The following is a 16,480-nucleotide window of genomic DNA, read 5'->3' as shown; positions in this document are numbered from 1 at the left end:
CTATCCTGTGGTCTGATCCGTCACGGCGAGACTGCCCATGCGCCCCACTTCCGCCGACGCCCGCCGTCGGCACCTCCTCCTTGCCGCCGGCAGCGCGCTGCTGCCTTTGAGCCTGCCCTTATGCCTGCCTGCGAGCTTCGCGCAAACGCCGGCCGCCACCGGTGTGCCGCTGCCGCGCATGAACACGCGCCCTATCCCGTCCACGGGTGAAGCGCTGCCGGTGGTCGGTTGCGGTACCTGGCGCACCTTCGATGTCGGCGACAATCTACAAGCGCAAGCCGCGCTCGGCGAGGTGCTGCGCATCCTGTTCGATAACGGCGGCTCGGTCATCGATTCATCGCCGATGTATGGGTCTTCGGAGGCAGTTGCCGGGGCGGTGCTGACGCGCATCGGCGGGCATGGCAGTGCGTTTGTCGCGACCAAGGTATGGACTGAAGGCCGTGAAGCGGGTATCGCACAAATGGAAGAGTCGATGCGGCGTCTTCAGCAACCGCGCATCGATCTGATGCAGGTTCATAATCTGCTCGACTGGCGCACGCAGTTGGCTACGCTGCGTGAATGGAAAGCGCAGGGCCGGATTCGCTATCTCGGCGTTACGCATTACACGTCGGGCGCGTTTGCCGACGTGGAAGCCGTGATGCGCTCGGAGACACTCGATTTTGTCCAGATCAACTACGCTGCCGATGACCGCGCCGCTGAAGAACGCTTGCTGCCGCTTGCGAGGGAACGCGGGATTGGCGTGATCGTGAATCAGCCGTTCGGCGGCGGCGGTTTGCTGGGCAAACTGAAGGGACAGCCGGTGCCCGAGTGGAGCAAGGAGATCGGGTGCGCGACCTGGGCGCAATTGCTGCTCAAGTTTGTGCTCGCGCATCCGGCGGTGACCTGCGTGATTCCCGGCACCGGGCGGCCGGAGTACATGCGGGATAATGTGCGTGCGGGATTTGGTAGTTATCCGGATCAATTGATGAGACAGCGCATTGCGGCGGCGGTGATTTGAGGATGTGGTTTTCGCTCGCGCCGGTGGACGGTTTTTTGGGGTTGGGGCGGTGGTGAGTTGCTAGGTTTGGGGCGGGCGGGGTCTATGCCGGGGTGGTCGGTTCTGGGGTTAGTGGTCTGAGTCAATGCCGGGTTGCTGCTTTCAGCGTTAGTGGTCTGCGAGAGTCGGATTTTCTCTTTATCACTATTAGCCACTGTGCGTGGCGGCACGTCATTTCTTTGTCCAAAGCGACAAAGAAACGAAGCAAAGAAAACGCTTTCAACCACGCTACCCTAAGTGTCCACAGCGTGCAGTTTCTATTCATAGGTGCCCCAAAAGCACGGTGCTCGCCAGAGCCACGGATGCGTGAACCCCTCCTTCTCGCGAATCCTGACACGAACACGCTTCGCCCCGTACGTTCTCGGGCAAGCACATTTGCTAAGGAACCCACAAGGCCCCACGGGTATTTACGGCTGCGGTTCTTCGCGGGTTAGCTACCTGGTCTGTGCGACCGTATTCGTTCGCCACAGCTTGATGCATGTTTGTGTTTGCTGCTTCAGTTTCTGTGAATTGGCGGCGCGTTCTGTACAGCTATTTTCGTCGGTTACGGCCGCCCGCATCTTCGCGACCTCGTTTCCAACAGGGTTGGCGACGCAGTTCGAGGCGCGTACTGATTTGGAGGGAGGTCGTCCGCGGATAGCGCGGGGTGCCCCTTGGGCAGATTCAATCACTGGTGGCGAAGCGTGTGGGTATCGGTGTTCGGAGAAGGAGGGTTTCAAACATCCTTCGCTCTGGCGAGCACCGTGCTTTTGGGGCACCTATGAATGAAAACTGCACGCTGTGGACACTTAGGGTAGCGTGGTTGAAAGCGCTTTCTTTGCTTCGTTTCTTTGTCGCTTTGGACAAAGAAATGACGTGCCGCCACGCACAGTGGCTAACAGTGATAAAGAGAATATCCGACTCTCGCAGACCACCACGGCCGAAAGCAGCAACCCGGCATTGACCCCGACCACTAACCCCAAAACCACCAACCTGGCATAGACCCCGACCACTAACCCAACACCACAGCATTCCTAATCAACAATTCCTCCACGCCAAAAACCAATTCACCTCCCCCCTTGCCGACCAATGCTAAACGTAAAAGCAAGCGCCCCAACGAGCAATGCACCCTTGATAAAATCCTGCATGTAATAAGGCGCATTGAGCATGGTCAATCCGTTGAGCAACACGCCAACAAACACGGCACCGACGGCCGAACCCAATACATTAGGACGCTTAGCCCCCCACACCGCATACCCAATAAGCGCAGCGGCAACCGCATCCAGAAGCAGCGAATTACCGGCGCCAACATCACCCCGCCCAACGCGTGCGGCAATCAGCGCGCCGCCCAGCGAAGCAATCACACCCGACGCGACATACGCCGCCACACGATAACGCGCCGTCGGCGCACCCGCCAGCCGCGCAGCCGTCTCGTTCCCGCCGGTCGCATAGAGCACACGCCCCCATCGGGTAAATTCCATCACGAGCACCGCGACCAGCGTCACCACCGCGAGCACGATGACCGGCACCGGCACGACATCCAGCCAGCGAGCCCGGCCCAATGCCAGGAAGGCCGCCGGAAACGATCCCGTGGCCTCCGTGCCATCCGGCAAGATCGTGCCAGTCGCGAGCGAGCGCCCACCCGTCGGAATCAACTGCAGTCCCGCTAGCAGGAACAAGGTTCCGAGCGTCGCGAGTTGGTCCGGGACGCGAAGACGCGTGATCAGGAAGCCATTGAAAAGTCCCGCACCGACACCCAACACAAGGCACGCCGCAACCGCTGCGAGCGCATTGCCATGCCACACAACCAGCACGTAGCTCGCGGCCATCTGCGCCGTTGCAGCCGTGCTGCCGACCGACAAATCGAAGCCGCCCACCGCCAGCGTAATGCTGACCCCCACGGCCAGAAGCGCGACAATCGACGCAGCCTGCAAAATGCTGAACAGATTGTCCACGCTCAAGAATGCCGGCTCACGCCATGTAAATACCGCACCCATCGCGACGAGCAGCAACAAGATGCCGCTGCGTTCCAGCTTCGTCCTGATGCTGGTATGTCTGAACTCCGTTCGAACAACGGAGCTTACTTCGGTAGAAGCGCCAGGTTTCATGCGTCAGGCTCCGGCAAGATCTTCAATGTTTGTTCCGATGATCGAACGATCGAAGCGCAGCACACGGTCTGCGACCTCGAACGCCTCCTCGATAGCGCTGACGAACACCAGCGTCACCCGCCCCGCCGCATTCGCTCGCAACACATCGGCAATGTCCGCGCGAGCGCCGGCGTCGACACCCTGAAACGGCTCGTCAAGCAACAGCATGCGGGCGGGTTCTGCATGCGAGCGCGCAAGTACGACTTTTTGCTGATTGCCGCCGGAGAGGTTGACCACCCGATCTGCCGGGCCGTTGCATCGAATGGAGAAACGCTCGATGGCGGACGCAGCCTCGCGACGTTCGCGCGACCTGTTGATCCACCCGCCCCTGAACCAGTTCGACAGGAACGGAAAACTCAATGTGCCTTCAATCGACGCGAACGGCACGCTGTCCGGAAAGAGCGACGAACTCCAGCGGTCCTCGCCTACAAGGAAGACGCCACGGCGGATAGCCTCGGCGGTAGAGCGCGGCTGCCATGGCTGGCCATCGAGTGTCATCGTGCCGTCGACCACTCGCTCGATACCAAACAACGTCCGGGCTAACCGCGACTTGCCCCCTCCCAAGGGACCCGCAAACGCGACGATCTCGCCACGAGCAGCGTCGAAGTCGAGTGCCGGGCTATCGGCGCTTGGGAACAATTTCAAGCCCCGGACCTGAAGCCCCTGATTCGCCGTCGAACGCACCGCTTTTCGTTCACGTGTCTTCGGCAATGCGCGGCCAATCATCGTTTCAGTGGCATCGTCGAAATCGATCGGCGTTTTCAGATTGGCTACCAGCCGGCCGTCGCGGACAATCACAACCCTGTCCGCCATTCGCTTGAGATCACCTAGTCGATGCGAAACCAGCAGCATCGCGACACCGCGCTTGCGCAACATGTCGAGTGCGGTAAAAAGACGTTCGGCTTCGGCGGCCGAGAGGCTTGCCGTCGGTTCATCGAGTATGAGGACTGCAGGCTTGACGGCCAGCGCCCGGGCCAGCGTGACGAGCTGCCTCGTTGCAAGCGGCAGCGTGAACAGCGGCGCACGCAGGTCAACGTCAAGGCCAACCAGCTCAGCAATGGAACGGGCCTCTTCAAGCCACGCCGCGGGCCTGATAAACCATGGCGTGGCCGCATTGTTGAAACGATCAAGCAGGAGGTTGTCCGCGACCGAGAGGGTGGGCACGACCGTATCAGCGATCGACTGATGCATTGTTGCTACACCCAGCGCCTTCGCTTCTTGCGGTGAGGCCGGCGCGTACGGCTTGCCATGCAGTTCAAGAGACCCGCCATCGCCGGGATAAACACCGCTCAGTATCTTGACGATCGTGGACTTGCCCGCCCCGTTGGCGCCCATTAGCGCCACGACCTCGCCCGCAGCAACGGAGAGATCGAATCGATCAAGTGCGACAGTCGGGCCGAAGCGTTTCGACACCGACCTCGCGACTATCACGGGCAGGTCGGCTGTCACGTTTTCGCCGGTGTGGGCGCGTTTTCGTCGTCAATATCATGCTCGGTCGGCTCGTAGCGGATCAGCACCAGGAATGCGATCGGAATCACGGCGGCCAACGCAACTATCCAGAACATATCGGTGCCAAACCGGGCCTTGAGGATCGGCAAGACGAACAACGCGAGTGCACTTCCAATGCCAGCGAGCGACCGGCCGAAACCCACGCCGGTGCCGCGAATGGAAGTCGGATAAGACAAGGCCGGGTAGATCATCATCTGCGCGCCCGGGCCGAAACCTTCAGCGAACAACCACGTACCCAACATCAGCACGGCAACACCAATACCTAGCGCCGCCTGCGGATGTCCGATCAACGCGAGCGCAATCAACGAAACGAACTGCAATGCAAAGCCCGCGATTGCTACGTGACGCGAGGGGAATTTATAAGCTAGCCGCATGCCGAGCAAACCACCTGTCAAAGCAAACAGCACGTTAAGCCCTAGCGATGCCGCGATCGTTTCAAACACGCCAGCACCCAGGAATTGAGACAGGATGGACGGCAGGAAGAAGGCGATCGCCGTATATTCGAACGGGATGCAGAGATTCATCACACTGGCAACGAGCGTTCGCTGCAGATAAGGCCGCTGGAACAGCACGCGAAATTTGACCGGTGGCTGCTTCGACGCTTTCTGCTCTCGTGTGTCGTCCACGGCATGCGCGTGAATGCCATACGACTCCCGCAAGATTCGCACCGCTTCTTTCAGATTGCCCTGATTCGCGGCCCACAGTGGCGACTCGTTCATGAACTTGCTGCGCACCATGATGATGATCAGCGCCGGTACGGCCCCGAAGATCAGCGACGCTCGCCAGAGCCAGTCGGCATGCTGAGCCGGCAAGAAGAAGTACAGCGCGAACACGATCAGGAAACACACCGATGACGCCGCGTACCACATCGGGCACCACGCTGCGAGCCGCGACGCTTTATTGCCGCGTCCATTGAATTTCGAAAACTCTGAGAGAAACGCCATCGCCACGGGCAGGTCGATCCCTACACCGAGTCCCATTACGAATCTCGCCGCTATCAGCACCCAGACATTCGGTGCGAGGCCGGCCGCAATGGCCGCCACAACGAAGAACAGCATGTCGGCCATGAAGACCTGGTAACGACCGATCTTGTCGGTGAGCCATCCGCCGGCGAGGCTACCGAGAATCGTGCCGATCATGATCGACGAACTGACAAAACCGCTTAACGCAGGGGTCAGATTGAATTCACGCGTGACGTCCTGAATGCCATATGACAGTGTGGTGAGATCGTAAGCGTCTAGAAACACGCCGCCTAGCGCGAGCAAGACAATCACGCGCGCATGATTGTTCTTGGAGACGCTCGTGTTGATGAGGCGCGATACGTCGCTGGCCGATCCAATCGGCAATGATGCAGGCAGGACGGTTTCAATGTCGACTGTGCTCAAGATACGGCTCCTTGGGCTTGCGGGTTGCAGGGCAAAGAAGCTTTATACGGATAGCTATCGCGTCACGCAAAGAACGAGTTTTTCTTTCGATATGAACCGCGTGATGGCAAGCCTTCATGGTCGCCCGCATGCGCTGGATTGAAGCGCTTGCCTTTACAGCCATGTGCATATGCAAAGCTGAAATCGTTAGAGCGCACCGTCTATTCGGGGACTAGATTGTCCGGTTGTTAAAGCGAAAATCGAGAAGCCGGCTGCCATGAGCAAAACCATCCATTTCAATGCGTTCGAGATGAACTGCGTCGGCCATCAGTCGCCGGGCCTGTGGTCTCATCCACGCGACCGCTCATCGCAATACAAGGACCTCGAGTACTGGACGGATCTCGCAAAAGTTCTCGAAAAGGGTTTCTTCGATGGCATCTTCATAGCCGACGTGATCGGTTATTACGACGTCTATAAGGGCAGTAACTATCACGCGATCCATCAGGCCGCGCAGATCCCCGTCAACGATCCGCTGCAGCTTGCAGCGCCTATCGCGATGGTGACCGAGCATCTGGGCATAGGCATCACGGCGTCGACGACCTTCGAGCATCCGTACACCTTCGCCCGCCGCCTATCAACGGCAGACCACCACACTAAAGGCCGTGTAGGATGGAATATCGTGACGTCGTATCTGGAAAGCGGTGCGAAGAATATCAGCGAAGGCGGCTTGCGCAAACACGCGAATCGTTACGAAGTGGCAGCGGAATATATTGAAGTGCTGTACAAACTTTTCGAGGGAAGCTGGGAAGAAGATGCCGTGGTACGCGACCGTCACAACCGGGTCTTTACGCATCCCGAGAAGGTCCATGAGATAGGTCACCACGGCAAATACTTCGACGTGCCCGGCTACCATCTTTGCGAACCCTCACCTCAACGCACACCTGTGCTCTATCAGGCCGGTGCGTCGGGTGCGGGCAAGGCGTTCGCCGCCCAACATGCCGAATGCGTATTCGTCGCTGCGCCCACAAAAGAAGTGTTGAAGGCTTATGTTGCTGATGTCCGCGAACAAGCTGCGCAAGCGGGACGTGAACCGGGCGGACTGCTGATCTACAACCTGGTCACGGTCATCGTGGATGAAACGGATGCCAAGGCGCAAGCAAAGTTCGAGGAGTATCGCCGTTACACCTCGTACGATGGCTCGCTCGTGTTCATGTCGGGTTGGACGGGCGTTGATTTCGGTCAGTACGCGCCGACTGATCTGGTCAGGAAAGTGGAAACCAACGCTATTGTCTCCGCCATCGAACATCTGGCGGGCGGTGCGAAGTCCTGGACCATCGATGAACTCGCGGCATGGGGTGGTATCGGCGGCATGGGGCCGGTCTTCGTGGGTTCGGCGGCAACCGTTGCGGATATTCTGCAAACCTGGGTGGAAGAAACCGGCGTCGACGGCTTTAATCTTGCGTATGCGGTCGCTCACGAGACCTTCGAAGACGTCGTCAATTATCTGGTGCCGGAGTTGCAACAGCGCGGCGTTTATCGCAAGGAATATACGGCCGGCACGCTGCGCGAAAAGCTGTTCGGCAAGGGACGCTTGTTGCCGGCCGGGCATCCCGGTGCGAGGTATAGGGACATCGAGGCGTTCAAGCGTGGCGAAGCGGCCGGATCATTCGTTACATCACATGAGTGACAGCCGGCGTTCTCTTTACCACTAACAAGGATCTCGTTCATCAACGAGCATTCTTCCACCCTCAATGCGGACCACTGCTGCCGACGTCAGACTCGCTTCACGACACGGTCCACACCGTCCTCCATAGATAGCCTCCAATGCCACGCGCTTGAACTGCGGCACCTTATATCGCAGTTCAAGCGGTCTGCGTGGCAACGTCCCATGTGACGTCTGCATGCGTTTCTTTCTGGCCGATTTCCGGGCGCATCAACGTCCAGCCGGCTCGTGGACTTTATTGACGAACTGGACACAGCCGCGATAATACGACTCACCTACTTCGAACACACGCCTGGCGCTGGCGCGACTATCGGCTTCGGCATACCGTGTTCGCGAAATAACGCGCTTCGGGCACGGACGCGGCCTGAATTGATCTGAAACGCACCGCACAAGAGGCTGCATTCCGGTTACATACACAGTCGATACACGATCGGTTCAAATCGACACGCCAGACACGCCAGACAACGCGTGAAGCGCATCCTCGGTCAGATTACAAAATGGAAAGCTGAAATGAAGCTGTCGTTCGAAGTTCTCGAAGCGCTGGACGCAATCGATCGCACCGGCACGTTTGCTGAAGCGGCCGAATTGCTGCACCGGGTGCCCTCGTCCCTGAGTTATCTCGTCCAGAAGCTCGAAAGCGATCTCGACGTTGCGTTGTTCGATCGCACTGGCAGGCGCGCGAGGCTCACGCATGCGGGACGTGTCGTGGTCGAGGATGGCAGGCGACTCTTGCTCGCAGCCGAACAACTGGAACAGCGGGCGCAACGCATTCAGGAAGGCTGGGAGGCGGAGCTGCGAATCTGTATCGACGAGATCTTGCCGCTCGATGCTTTCTGGCCCTATGTCCACGCGTTCTACGACCTGAAAATGGATACGCGGCTGCGTCTGTCGAGAGAAGTACTCGGTGGTACCTGGGACGCGCTGGTTACGCGGCGCGCGGATCTTGTGGTCGGCGCGGCCGGCGAGCCGCCGCATCTGCCGCATCTCGTGGCACGCCCGGTTGGGTCGCTGCGGCATGTGTTCGTGGTCGCGCCTGATCACCCGCTTGCGGACCTGCCTGAGCCGCTTGGAATAGATACCGTCATGCGTTATCGCGGCGCCGTGATCAGCGATACCTCGCGGGAGTTGAGGCCGCGTTCGGTCGCGACCGGGACCACGCAGGAATGCATTGCGCTGCCCACGCTTAGCGCCAAGCTCGCCGCACAGTGCGAGGGCTTGGCGGTGGGTACCATCCCGGAGTGTCTTGCTGCGAAACCGATCGCCGAGGGTAAGCTCGTGGCTAAGCGCGTGACGGGCATGCGAGAAGTTACCGATTGCTATCTTGCGTGGCGCGACGATGAAACTGGGCGAGCGCTGCGCTGGTGGGTCGAGCAATTGGATCAGCCTGATCTGATCGATCGATTCATAGCGCGCATATGACGGGGTTGGTTTTCGCTCGCGATTGGGGGTGGGTTTTGGGGGGCCAGGTTCTTGGGGTTAGTGGTCGGGGTTGATGCCGGGTTGGTCGGTTCTGGGGTTAGCGGTCAGGGTCTATGCCGGGTTGCTGCTTTCAGCGTTAGTGGTCTGCGAGAGTCGGATTTTCTCTTTATCACTGTTAGCCACTGTGCGTGGCGGCACGTCATTTCTTTGTCCAAAGCGACAAAGAAACGAAGCAAAGAAAACGCTTTTAAACCGCGCTACCCTAAGTGTCCACAGCGTGCAGTTTTCATTCATAGGTGCCCCAAAAGCACGGTGCTCGCCAGAGCGAAGGATGTGTGAACCCCTCCTTCTCGCGAATCCTGACACGAACACGCTTCGCCCCGTACGCTCTCGGGCAAGCACAATTGCCAATGAACCCGCACGGCCTTACAGATATTTACGGCTGCGGCTTTTTGACAGGTTAGCTACCTGGTCTGTGCGACCGTATTCATTTGGCCAGAGCTTCATGCGTGTTTGTGTTTACTGCTTCAGTTTTTGTGAATTGGCTGCGCGTTCTGTACAGCTATTTTCGTCGGTTACGGCCTTACGCATTTTCGCGACCTCGTTTCCAGCAGGGTTGGCTACGTGGTTCGAGGCGCGTGCACATTTGGTGGTTGGTCGTCCGCGGATAGCGCGGGGTGCTCCTTGGGCAGGTTCAATCACTGGTGGCGAAGCGTGTGGGTATCGGTGTTCGGAGAAGGAGGGGTTCACACATCCTCCGCTCTGGCGAGCACCGTGCTTTTGGGGCACCTATGAATGAAAACTGCACGCTGTGGACACTTAGGGTAGCGTGTTTAAAAGCGTTTTCTTTGCTTCGTTTCTTTGTCGCTTTGGACAAAGAAATGACGTGCCGCCACGCACAGTGGCTAACAGTGATAAAGAGAAAATCCGACTCTCGCAGACCACTAACACCGAAAGCAGCAACCCGGCAATGACCCCGACCGACCGCTAACCCCAGCACCGACCACCCCAGCACTGACCAACCACTAACCCAAAACCCTCGCACTCCCCCAACTCCTACCACCCATATTTAATCTCCACCCCAACATAATCGGCATTACTGCCACCCACCTCGCGGATCGCATCGCCGACCTGGAAATGCACCGCCTCGACCGAGCCGATCAGATTCGCCGCAATAGTCCAGTCCGCGCGCAACTGCACATACATGCCCGTCCACAAGCTCCCATGACCAGCCGTCCCCGGCACCGGCACGGAACCTTGCGCATACACAGCATCGGCCGTGGTCGCGCGCCACTGAAATCCGACAGCTGCCAGCAAAGACAAATTGCTAGCCGGCTTCAACGTGATACTCGGCTTGACGTGAATCAGGTTGCTGTAACCGGTATAACCGGCAAGCGTGAAATAGTATCCATTCGGGAACAACGGATTGAACGTCCCGATCCGGCCATCACCCGGATGACGGTCACCGGACGCCGCATCGATCTGAATGCCCGCACGCGGCGTCCCGGGGACGTCGCTGAAGGTATAACCGGCCAGCGACCCGAGCGCCCACGCACCAATGGTGTCGTTGCCAACGTGCCCGCTTTGCAGCATGGTCTCGATATCCCAGTCCACCCGTCCAGCCTTGCCGGTGTAACGCAGGTCGAATACATCACGATGCTCATCGCCCGTCGCATCAATAAAGTGCGCGTTGTCGCGGTTATAGCGCGAGTAGTATCCCGACAGGTCGCCCGGTCCCACGCCCTGACGCTCGAAACGCACGCCGCTGAAGGTCAGGTGCCGGTTCGAGACGTCATCGAAGTTGCTGACGTCCCGGTTCTGCACCGGCTGCGTAGCATAGGCGATGAAACGCCAACGCTGGATCTCCCAGTCGGTCCAGAGCCCATCGAATGCTTGCCGGACGTTCGGGCCGTCACGGACCGAAATGAAACGCTGCAAGTCGAACGCCATCTCCTGACGCCCGAGCCTGAACTTGAACGTGCCGCCACCAAGCGCCCCGACGTAGGTGATGAACGCCTGCTCAAGATCAAGCGGGTTCTTGTCGACCGGTGTCACCGAATCCTTGCCGTACGGCTGAGCATCCTCGATCTGCGTAAAGATCTGCAAGTGGTCGCCGAGGTGAATGTCGGCGTGTACTTCTGCACGTTGCAACAGGTACGTATCGCCGTGGTTCCCACCCACCCCGAACAACGCGGCGTTGTTCACCTCCAGCCGCTCGCGCAGGTTCGCACCGAGCGACAGGTACGACGCCGGATCGCCAACCAGCGGCATGTACTTGAGGCCATCCAGCGGCTCGCGCGGCACACACGGATTCGCGAGCACCGACCAGTCCTCTTGCCATCGATTGAACAAGACCGTGGGGCGTTTGGCGTCACAACTCGTCACTGGCGCGGACGCAGGCGGCTGTGCATCGCCGGCATCCGATGCAGCGCGAGCGTCCATTGCCGCGACGCTCGTACTCACCGCCAGCGTGAAGCCGGAAAGCGCCATTAATCGCCGCGAACGGCCCGAACACCGCGAACGTCGCGTCTGGATCATTGAGCGGCTGTGTCGTGGATCTCGGCGATATACCCTCCCGGGAATTCGACAATCGACGTCTTGCCCTTGCCGGTCTGGTACGGCGCAAACAACACCTTGGCGCCCGCCGCCTCGGCCTTCGCCAGCGTCGCCGCGAGGTCGGTCACCTGGTAGCCGGTCGTCTCGCGCCCGAACGGATACGGGAGCTTGCCGTCGGTGACGAACACCACCATCTTGCCGAAGCCCGATTCAATCCGGATGCAGCGCATGGTCTCGCCCGGACGACCGATGACACCGGCGTCCGCATGCCGGTCGTCGGAGACCACCTTGCCTTGCGAGAACCGCACGAACCGGCGCACGAAACCATCGACGGCAAAACGGGACATGTACACGCGATTGTCCGGCACCGATTCAAGCGGCCCGTACGACGGCGCTTTCGTATGCCAGTACAACTGCATGTTCAAGCCGCCGGGCCAGCGGATCAGCGCGTCCTTGCCGATCGGGTCGTCGAATGGCTCGACGGTCACATCCGCACCCGCGGCACGGGCCGCGTGCACGGCCTGGTCCATATCGGTCACGAGATAGCCGGTACGCTCGTCGCCGAACGGATAGGGGATCGGCGTCTGGAACGCAAACACGGACAACATGCCGACGGGGGTCTGCACGTATTGCGACGCGGTCTTGCTTGGCGTCGGCGTCACGGTGAAGACCGCACGCGGTGATGCCTTGCCGCCGAAGGTCGCCAGGAAGCTGTTGACGAATGCATCGATATCTTCGTTGGACACATACACGTGAGTCGTATCGTACTGAGGACCGACGGATACGTTCGTGCTCGCCGACGCGGGCTTGAGTTCGGCTGCGGCCTGGGCAACACCGGGCGCGCTCGCCGTGCCGAGCAACACGCAGGCAAAGGCGACTGCGGCGGCAAGCCGAGAGACGGGAATGCGCGACATGAAAAGCTCCTGTTTCTATTCGGTATAAAGGGAGATAAGACAGCGCTAAAAAGCAGAGTGCTTTTTAATTCACTTGGTGCGTCCCGCGTCAGCGCCCGGCGCCGGTTTCGCGGATGCGGGCGTCTCCAGTTGCTGGACCTGAACACTGTCCGGGAACAGGTGCGCGCGCACCATCGGTATCGTATGTTCCCCTAGCACGATCCCCAGCAATCCTACGAGCGCGATCAACGGCGGTGCGGGTGATTGCACGCGCACCAGGCAATACAGCAGGCCGACCACGAAGCCTGCCGCAAGCGAAATAAGATAGGGCATCGTCAAGCCTCTTTTCCAAAAGCTACCCAAGCCAATAAAGCGGGGAACGCTACTCTTTCCATTCGGAGCCCAGGATCAAGCCGCAGAAATTCATGCGCCGATAGTTGGGATCGCAGCGCTCGAGCACGTCGGCGTAGACCGTACCGAATGTTGTTGCGGGACGGTTCGCCATCGCCTGTGCGAACACATCGATGATCTGTTCCTTGAAGCCCGCGCCGCGCGGATATTCGACCAGCACCGCGTTGCGCTCCACGCGGCCGACTTCATCAAAATGCATGCCGAGCAGATCCGTTTCGACCCCGGCTGCAACCAGCCCGGTCAACGCGGACACGTGCGAGCAGATGCCGAACGTGGTGTGCAAGGCGATGGCATTCCAGACGTCGGCGATAGCATCTTCGGGCACGCCATAGCCACCAAGAAATTTCCTGACCGCGTTCGCACCGTCTACTTCGAAGCGCATCTGGGAGTCGCGGTAGGGCGTGGTCAGGCCCATGTCATGGAAAAGCGCGGCTACGTACAGCAACTCGGCATTGAAGACGAGCTGCCTGCGAACGCCGATCAGCGACGCGAAAAGGAACACCCGCGATGAATGGCGATAGAGGATATCCGGCTCAATCGCGCGCGCGGCGGCAGCCGCCGCACACGCCATCTCGCTGTCCGGAATCGTGATTCCCGCGATGCGCTTTGTCATCGTCATCGCCCTCTCCTTGCCCCGGCCTGCACGATACGTCTCCTCATGCGCCCTCAAGCAACCTGAATCGTCCTTAATCCGCCTTGACGCATCAGAACGCGAAACAACTGCAGCCGAGCGCACCCCAGAAACCGTTTGGATCGCTGACCGGCACCTGTTTGCGCCATGCCCACATGTGACCATGTGCATGAATGCCGCACAGGTTGGCGCAACCGTCGGCGCACGCCTGCTGGACGATCGTGCCGGGCTGGTATCGGCTATAACCGCCGAACTCCGCTACCGGCGACCACGATGGACTGACCGGCAACGGCGGCGGTCCGAGCGCGCTGAACTCGGCGTCCGCGTGAACGACCTTGCCATTGACCACGGTCAGCACGGACGACAGGTACTTGATGCGCGTTTCATCGACCGTGAAATAGTCGTCGGTGAGCGCTGCGAAGTCCGCGAACTGTCCGGGCACAAGCGCGCCCTTGCGGTCCTCTTCGCCCGAGAACCAGCTACTGCCAACCGTGTAGCGGCGCAGCGCTTCCATCCGGTCCAGGCGGTCCTGCGGCGCATACATCTGCATGCCACCTACCGTGCAGCCCGACACCATCCAGTACAGCGAAACAAATGGATTGAAACTTGCCACGCGCGTGGCGTCGGTACCTGCGCCTACAGGCAGGCCTGCTGCCAGCATCTGCTGGATTGGTGGCGTTCTGGCGGCCGCCTGCGCCCCATAGCGATGGACAAAATACTCGCCCTGAAACGCCATGCGGTGCTGGATGGCAATGCCGCCGCCAAGCGCCGCGATACGGTCGATGTTGCGCTGTGAAATGGTTTCGCAATGGTCGAAGAACCAGCGCAGCCCGTTGAACGGCGTGTCCTGGTTGACACGTTCGAACACGTTCAGGAAGCGGTCGACGGACTCGTCATACGTTGCGTGCAAACGGAACGGCCAGCGGTTCTGGACAAGCAGCCGAACGACGGCTTCCAGTTCCGCTTCAAGCGTCTCCGGCAAATCAGGACGCGGCTCGAGAAAGTCCTCGAAATCGGCCGCGGAAAAGACCAGCATTTCACCTGCGCCGTTCATCCGCAGGAAGTCATCGCCTTCACCTGGCTTGGTCATCTTCACCCAGCGCGCGAAGTCCTCGATCTCCTTCTTCGCGTTCTGCGTGAAGAGGTTATAGGCAATGCGCAGGGTCAGCTCGCCGCGTTTAGCCAGCGCCATGATCACGGCATAGTCGTCGGGATAGGCCTGATATCCACCGCCCGCATCGATTGCGCTTGTGACGCCGAGACGGTTGAGTTCGCGCATGAAATGCCGCGTCGAATTCACCTGGTCGTCGTAGGCAAGCTTGGGTCCCTTCGCCAGCGTCGCGTACAGCAAACCCGCGTTGGGGCGCGCTATCAACATGCCGGTTGGATTGCCGCGCTTGTCGCGCTGGATCTCGCCGCCCGGCGGGTCAGCCGTGTCCTTGGTATATCCCACTGCACGCAGCGCCGCCGCATTCAGCAATGCGCTGTCATAGAGATGCAGAATGAACACGGGCGTGTCTGGCGCAATGGCGTTGATCTCGTCCAGCGTCGGAGCGCGGCGTTCAGCGAACTGCAGTTCGTTCCAGCCCCCGATCACGCGTACCCACTGCGGCGCCGGCGTGCGCGCCACTTGCCGGCGCAACATGTCGAGCGCATCGCCAAGCGACGGCACGCCGTCCCAGCGCAATTCCATATTGAAGTTCAGGCCGCCTCGTATCACGTGCAGATGTGAGTCGTTAAGCCCCGGAATTACCGTGCGCCCTTTCAGGTCGACACGCTGAGTGCCGGCATGGGCAAATTGCATCGCGTGAGCGTCGGTGCCGGTGGCGAGAATTTTTCCGTCCTTGACCGCGAGTGCCGTCGCGAAAGATCGCTTGTCATCCTGGGTAGCGATCTTCCCGTTGAAAAAAATGGCATCCGCGGACGCGGCGGCAGGGGTTGGCGCTGTCATCGTCGTCCTCATGCTTTAGAGTGCGCAACGGCGGCGAACGGGTTCCACCGGAAGGTGGGAATCACCGATCGCGGCCGCGTGTTGACGTGCTGGTTCGATGTGCTTCTTCGATGTACTTCGGCATCCTGCCTTTAGCCACCCGCTTCGCTTGCGTGCTCGCCGAGGATCTGCTTCGCGTAACGCACGCCAATACCGTAGGCGCTATGTGCCTTGAAGATATCCATGCAGCCGTCGTAAGTCTCGCCGCGAGCCCAGTCACGTTGCAGCTCGCACATGAATTGCAATGAGGTCATAGGCACAGCGCCCGCCTGGATGATGCGTTGCACGGCACGCTCATGTGCTTCTTCCGTGATGTCGCCGCAAGCGTCGGTCGGGACGTAGATCTCGTAGCCAGCGGCCAGCATCTGCACGGTCGGAAACGTCACGCAGACTTCGGTCCACAAGCCGGCGATCACGATCTTCTTGCGCCCGGTCGCTTCAATGGCGTTGCGGAAGTTCACGTCTTCCCAGGAATTCATCGAGGTACGGTCGATCGGTTTTTGTTCGGGAAAGACGGCCTGGGGTTCCGGGATGAACTCGCCGCTGAAAGTCTGTGCGGCGATCGTCGTGAGGATCGTGGGAACGTTGAACAGCTTGGCGGTTTTTGCGAGGACTTGGACGTTATGCACGATGGTCGTACGATCGTGCGAATGCGTGCCGAAGAACATCTGCGGCTGATAGTCGATCAACGCGAGAGCACAGGTGTCGGGGGTAAGTAATTCATGCGGCATGGAATGCTCCTTGGTCTGGCCTCAGACTGAATCGGGACGGCGACGCACGCCACCGTGGGAAATGTCGGTAACCGGGATGGCAGGCATGAGG

The 16,480-nt window shown here is 59.8% G+C and carries 12 protein-coding genes; 3 read left to right on the top strand and 9 right to left on the bottom strand.

Annotated features, from left to right (window positions below):
* The first annotated feature begins 37 nt into the window (after positions 1-37).
* On the top strand, positions 38-997 hold the full coding sequence (locus tag ACSQ8V_RS22065; RefSeq protein WP_436207159.1) for an aldo/keto reductase: 960 nt from the start codon (positions 38-40) through the stop codon (positions 995-997).
* A gap of 1,085 nt (positions 998-2,082) precedes the next feature.
* Here the strand turns inward: ACSQ8V_RS22065 and ACSQ8V_RS22060 are convergent.
* From ACSQ8V_RS22060 to ACSQ8V_RS22050, 3 genes are read right to left on the bottom strand one after another with little or no spacing between them, the layout of a single operon-like run.
* Positions 2,083-3,123, bottom strand: a complete 1,041-nt coding sequence (locus ACSQ8V_RS22060) for an ABC transporter permease (RefSeq protein ID WP_436207158.1) — start codon at positions 3,121-3,123, stop codon at positions 2,083-2,085.
* 3 nt (positions 3,124-3,126) lie between these two features.
* Positions 3,127-4,611, bottom strand: coding sequence for a sugar ABC transporter ATP-binding protein (locus ACSQ8V_RS22055; protein ID WP_436207157.1), 1,485 nt, complete (start codon positions 4,609-4,611; stop codon positions 3,127-3,129).
* Positions 4,608-6,056, bottom strand: coding sequence for an MFS transporter (locus ACSQ8V_RS22050; protein ID WP_436207156.1), 1,449 nt, complete (start codon positions 6,054-6,056; stop codon positions 4,608-4,610). The genes ACSQ8V_RS22055 and ACSQ8V_RS22050 overlap by 4 nt, the downstream gene beginning before the upstream one ends.
* Positions 6,057-6,312: 256 nt before the next feature.
* Between ACSQ8V_RS22050 and ACSQ8V_RS22045 the strand changes: the two genes are divergently transcribed.
* Together ACSQ8V_RS22045 and ACSQ8V_RS22040 are read left to right on the top strand one after the other, a co-directional pair.
* The gene (locus ACSQ8V_RS22045) at positions 6,313-7,722 is read left to right on the top strand and encodes an LLM class flavin-dependent oxidoreductase (protein ID WP_436207155.1); all 1,410 of its coding nucleotides are present in this window, start codon (positions 6,313-6,315) and stop codon (positions 7,720-7,722) included.
* 546 nt (positions 7,723-8,268) lie between these two features.
* Complete coding sequence (locus ACSQ8V_RS22040; RefSeq protein ID WP_436207154.1) at positions 8,269-9,177, top strand: LysR family transcriptional regulator; 909 nt, start codon at positions 8,269-8,271, stop codon at positions 9,175-9,177.
* Between the two features lie 1,056 nt (positions 9,178-10,233).
* On the opposite strand, the gene ACSQ8V_RS22035 is transcribed toward ACSQ8V_RS22040, so the two are convergent.
* The 6 genes from ACSQ8V_RS22035 to ACSQ8V_RS22010 all read right to left on the bottom strand — a co-directional run bounded on the left by ACSQ8V_RS22035 (position 10,234) and on the right by ACSQ8V_RS22010 (position 16,389).
* On the bottom strand, positions 10,234-11,715 hold the full coding sequence (locus ACSQ8V_RS22035) for an alginate export family protein (RefSeq protein WP_436207153.1): 1,482 nt from the start codon (positions 11,713-11,715) through the stop codon (positions 10,234-10,236).
* Positions 11,712-12,647, bottom strand: coding sequence for a glyoxalase (locus ACSQ8V_RS22030; protein ID WP_436207152.1), 936 nt, complete (start codon positions 12,645-12,647; stop codon positions 11,712-11,714). Before ACSQ8V_RS22030 ends, ACSQ8V_RS22035 begins: the two co-directional genes overlap by 4 nt.
* A 69-nt stretch (positions 12,648-12,716) precedes the next feature.
* The gene (locus ACSQ8V_RS22025; RefSeq protein ID WP_213762060.1) at positions 12,717-12,959 is read right to left on the bottom strand and encodes a DUF1427 family protein; all 243 of its coding nucleotides are present in this window, start codon (positions 12,957-12,959) and stop codon (positions 12,717-12,719) included.
* A gap of 49 nt (positions 12,960-13,008) precedes the next feature.
* Positions 13,009-13,650 (bottom strand): HD domain-containing protein, encoded by a 642-nt coding sequence (locus ACSQ8V_RS22020; RefSeq protein WP_436207986.1) that lies wholly within the window; start codon positions 13,648-13,650, stop codon positions 13,009-13,011.
* A 91-nt stretch (positions 13,651-13,741) separates the two neighbouring features.
* On the bottom strand, positions 13,742-15,619 hold the full coding sequence (locus ACSQ8V_RS22015) for an amidohydrolase family protein (RefSeq protein WP_436207151.1): 1,878 nt from the start codon (positions 15,617-15,619) through the stop codon (positions 13,742-13,744).
* A gap of 131 nt (positions 15,620-15,750) precedes the next feature.
* Complete coding sequence (locus ACSQ8V_RS22010; protein ID WP_436207150.1) at positions 15,751-16,389, bottom strand: hydrolase; 639 nt, start codon at positions 16,387-16,389, stop codon at positions 15,751-15,753.
* Positions 16,390-16,480: the final 91 nt, after the last annotated feature.

The sequence above is a fragment of the Caballeronia sp. LjRoot31 genome (genome assembly GCF_964253885.1).
Taxonomy (GTDB): domain Bacteria; phylum Pseudomonadota; class Gammaproteobacteria; order Burkholderiales; family Burkholderiaceae; genus Caballeronia.
The sequence above is the reverse complement of the archived record's forward strand: the minus strand, read 5'-3'. Positions and strand labels throughout refer to the sequence as shown.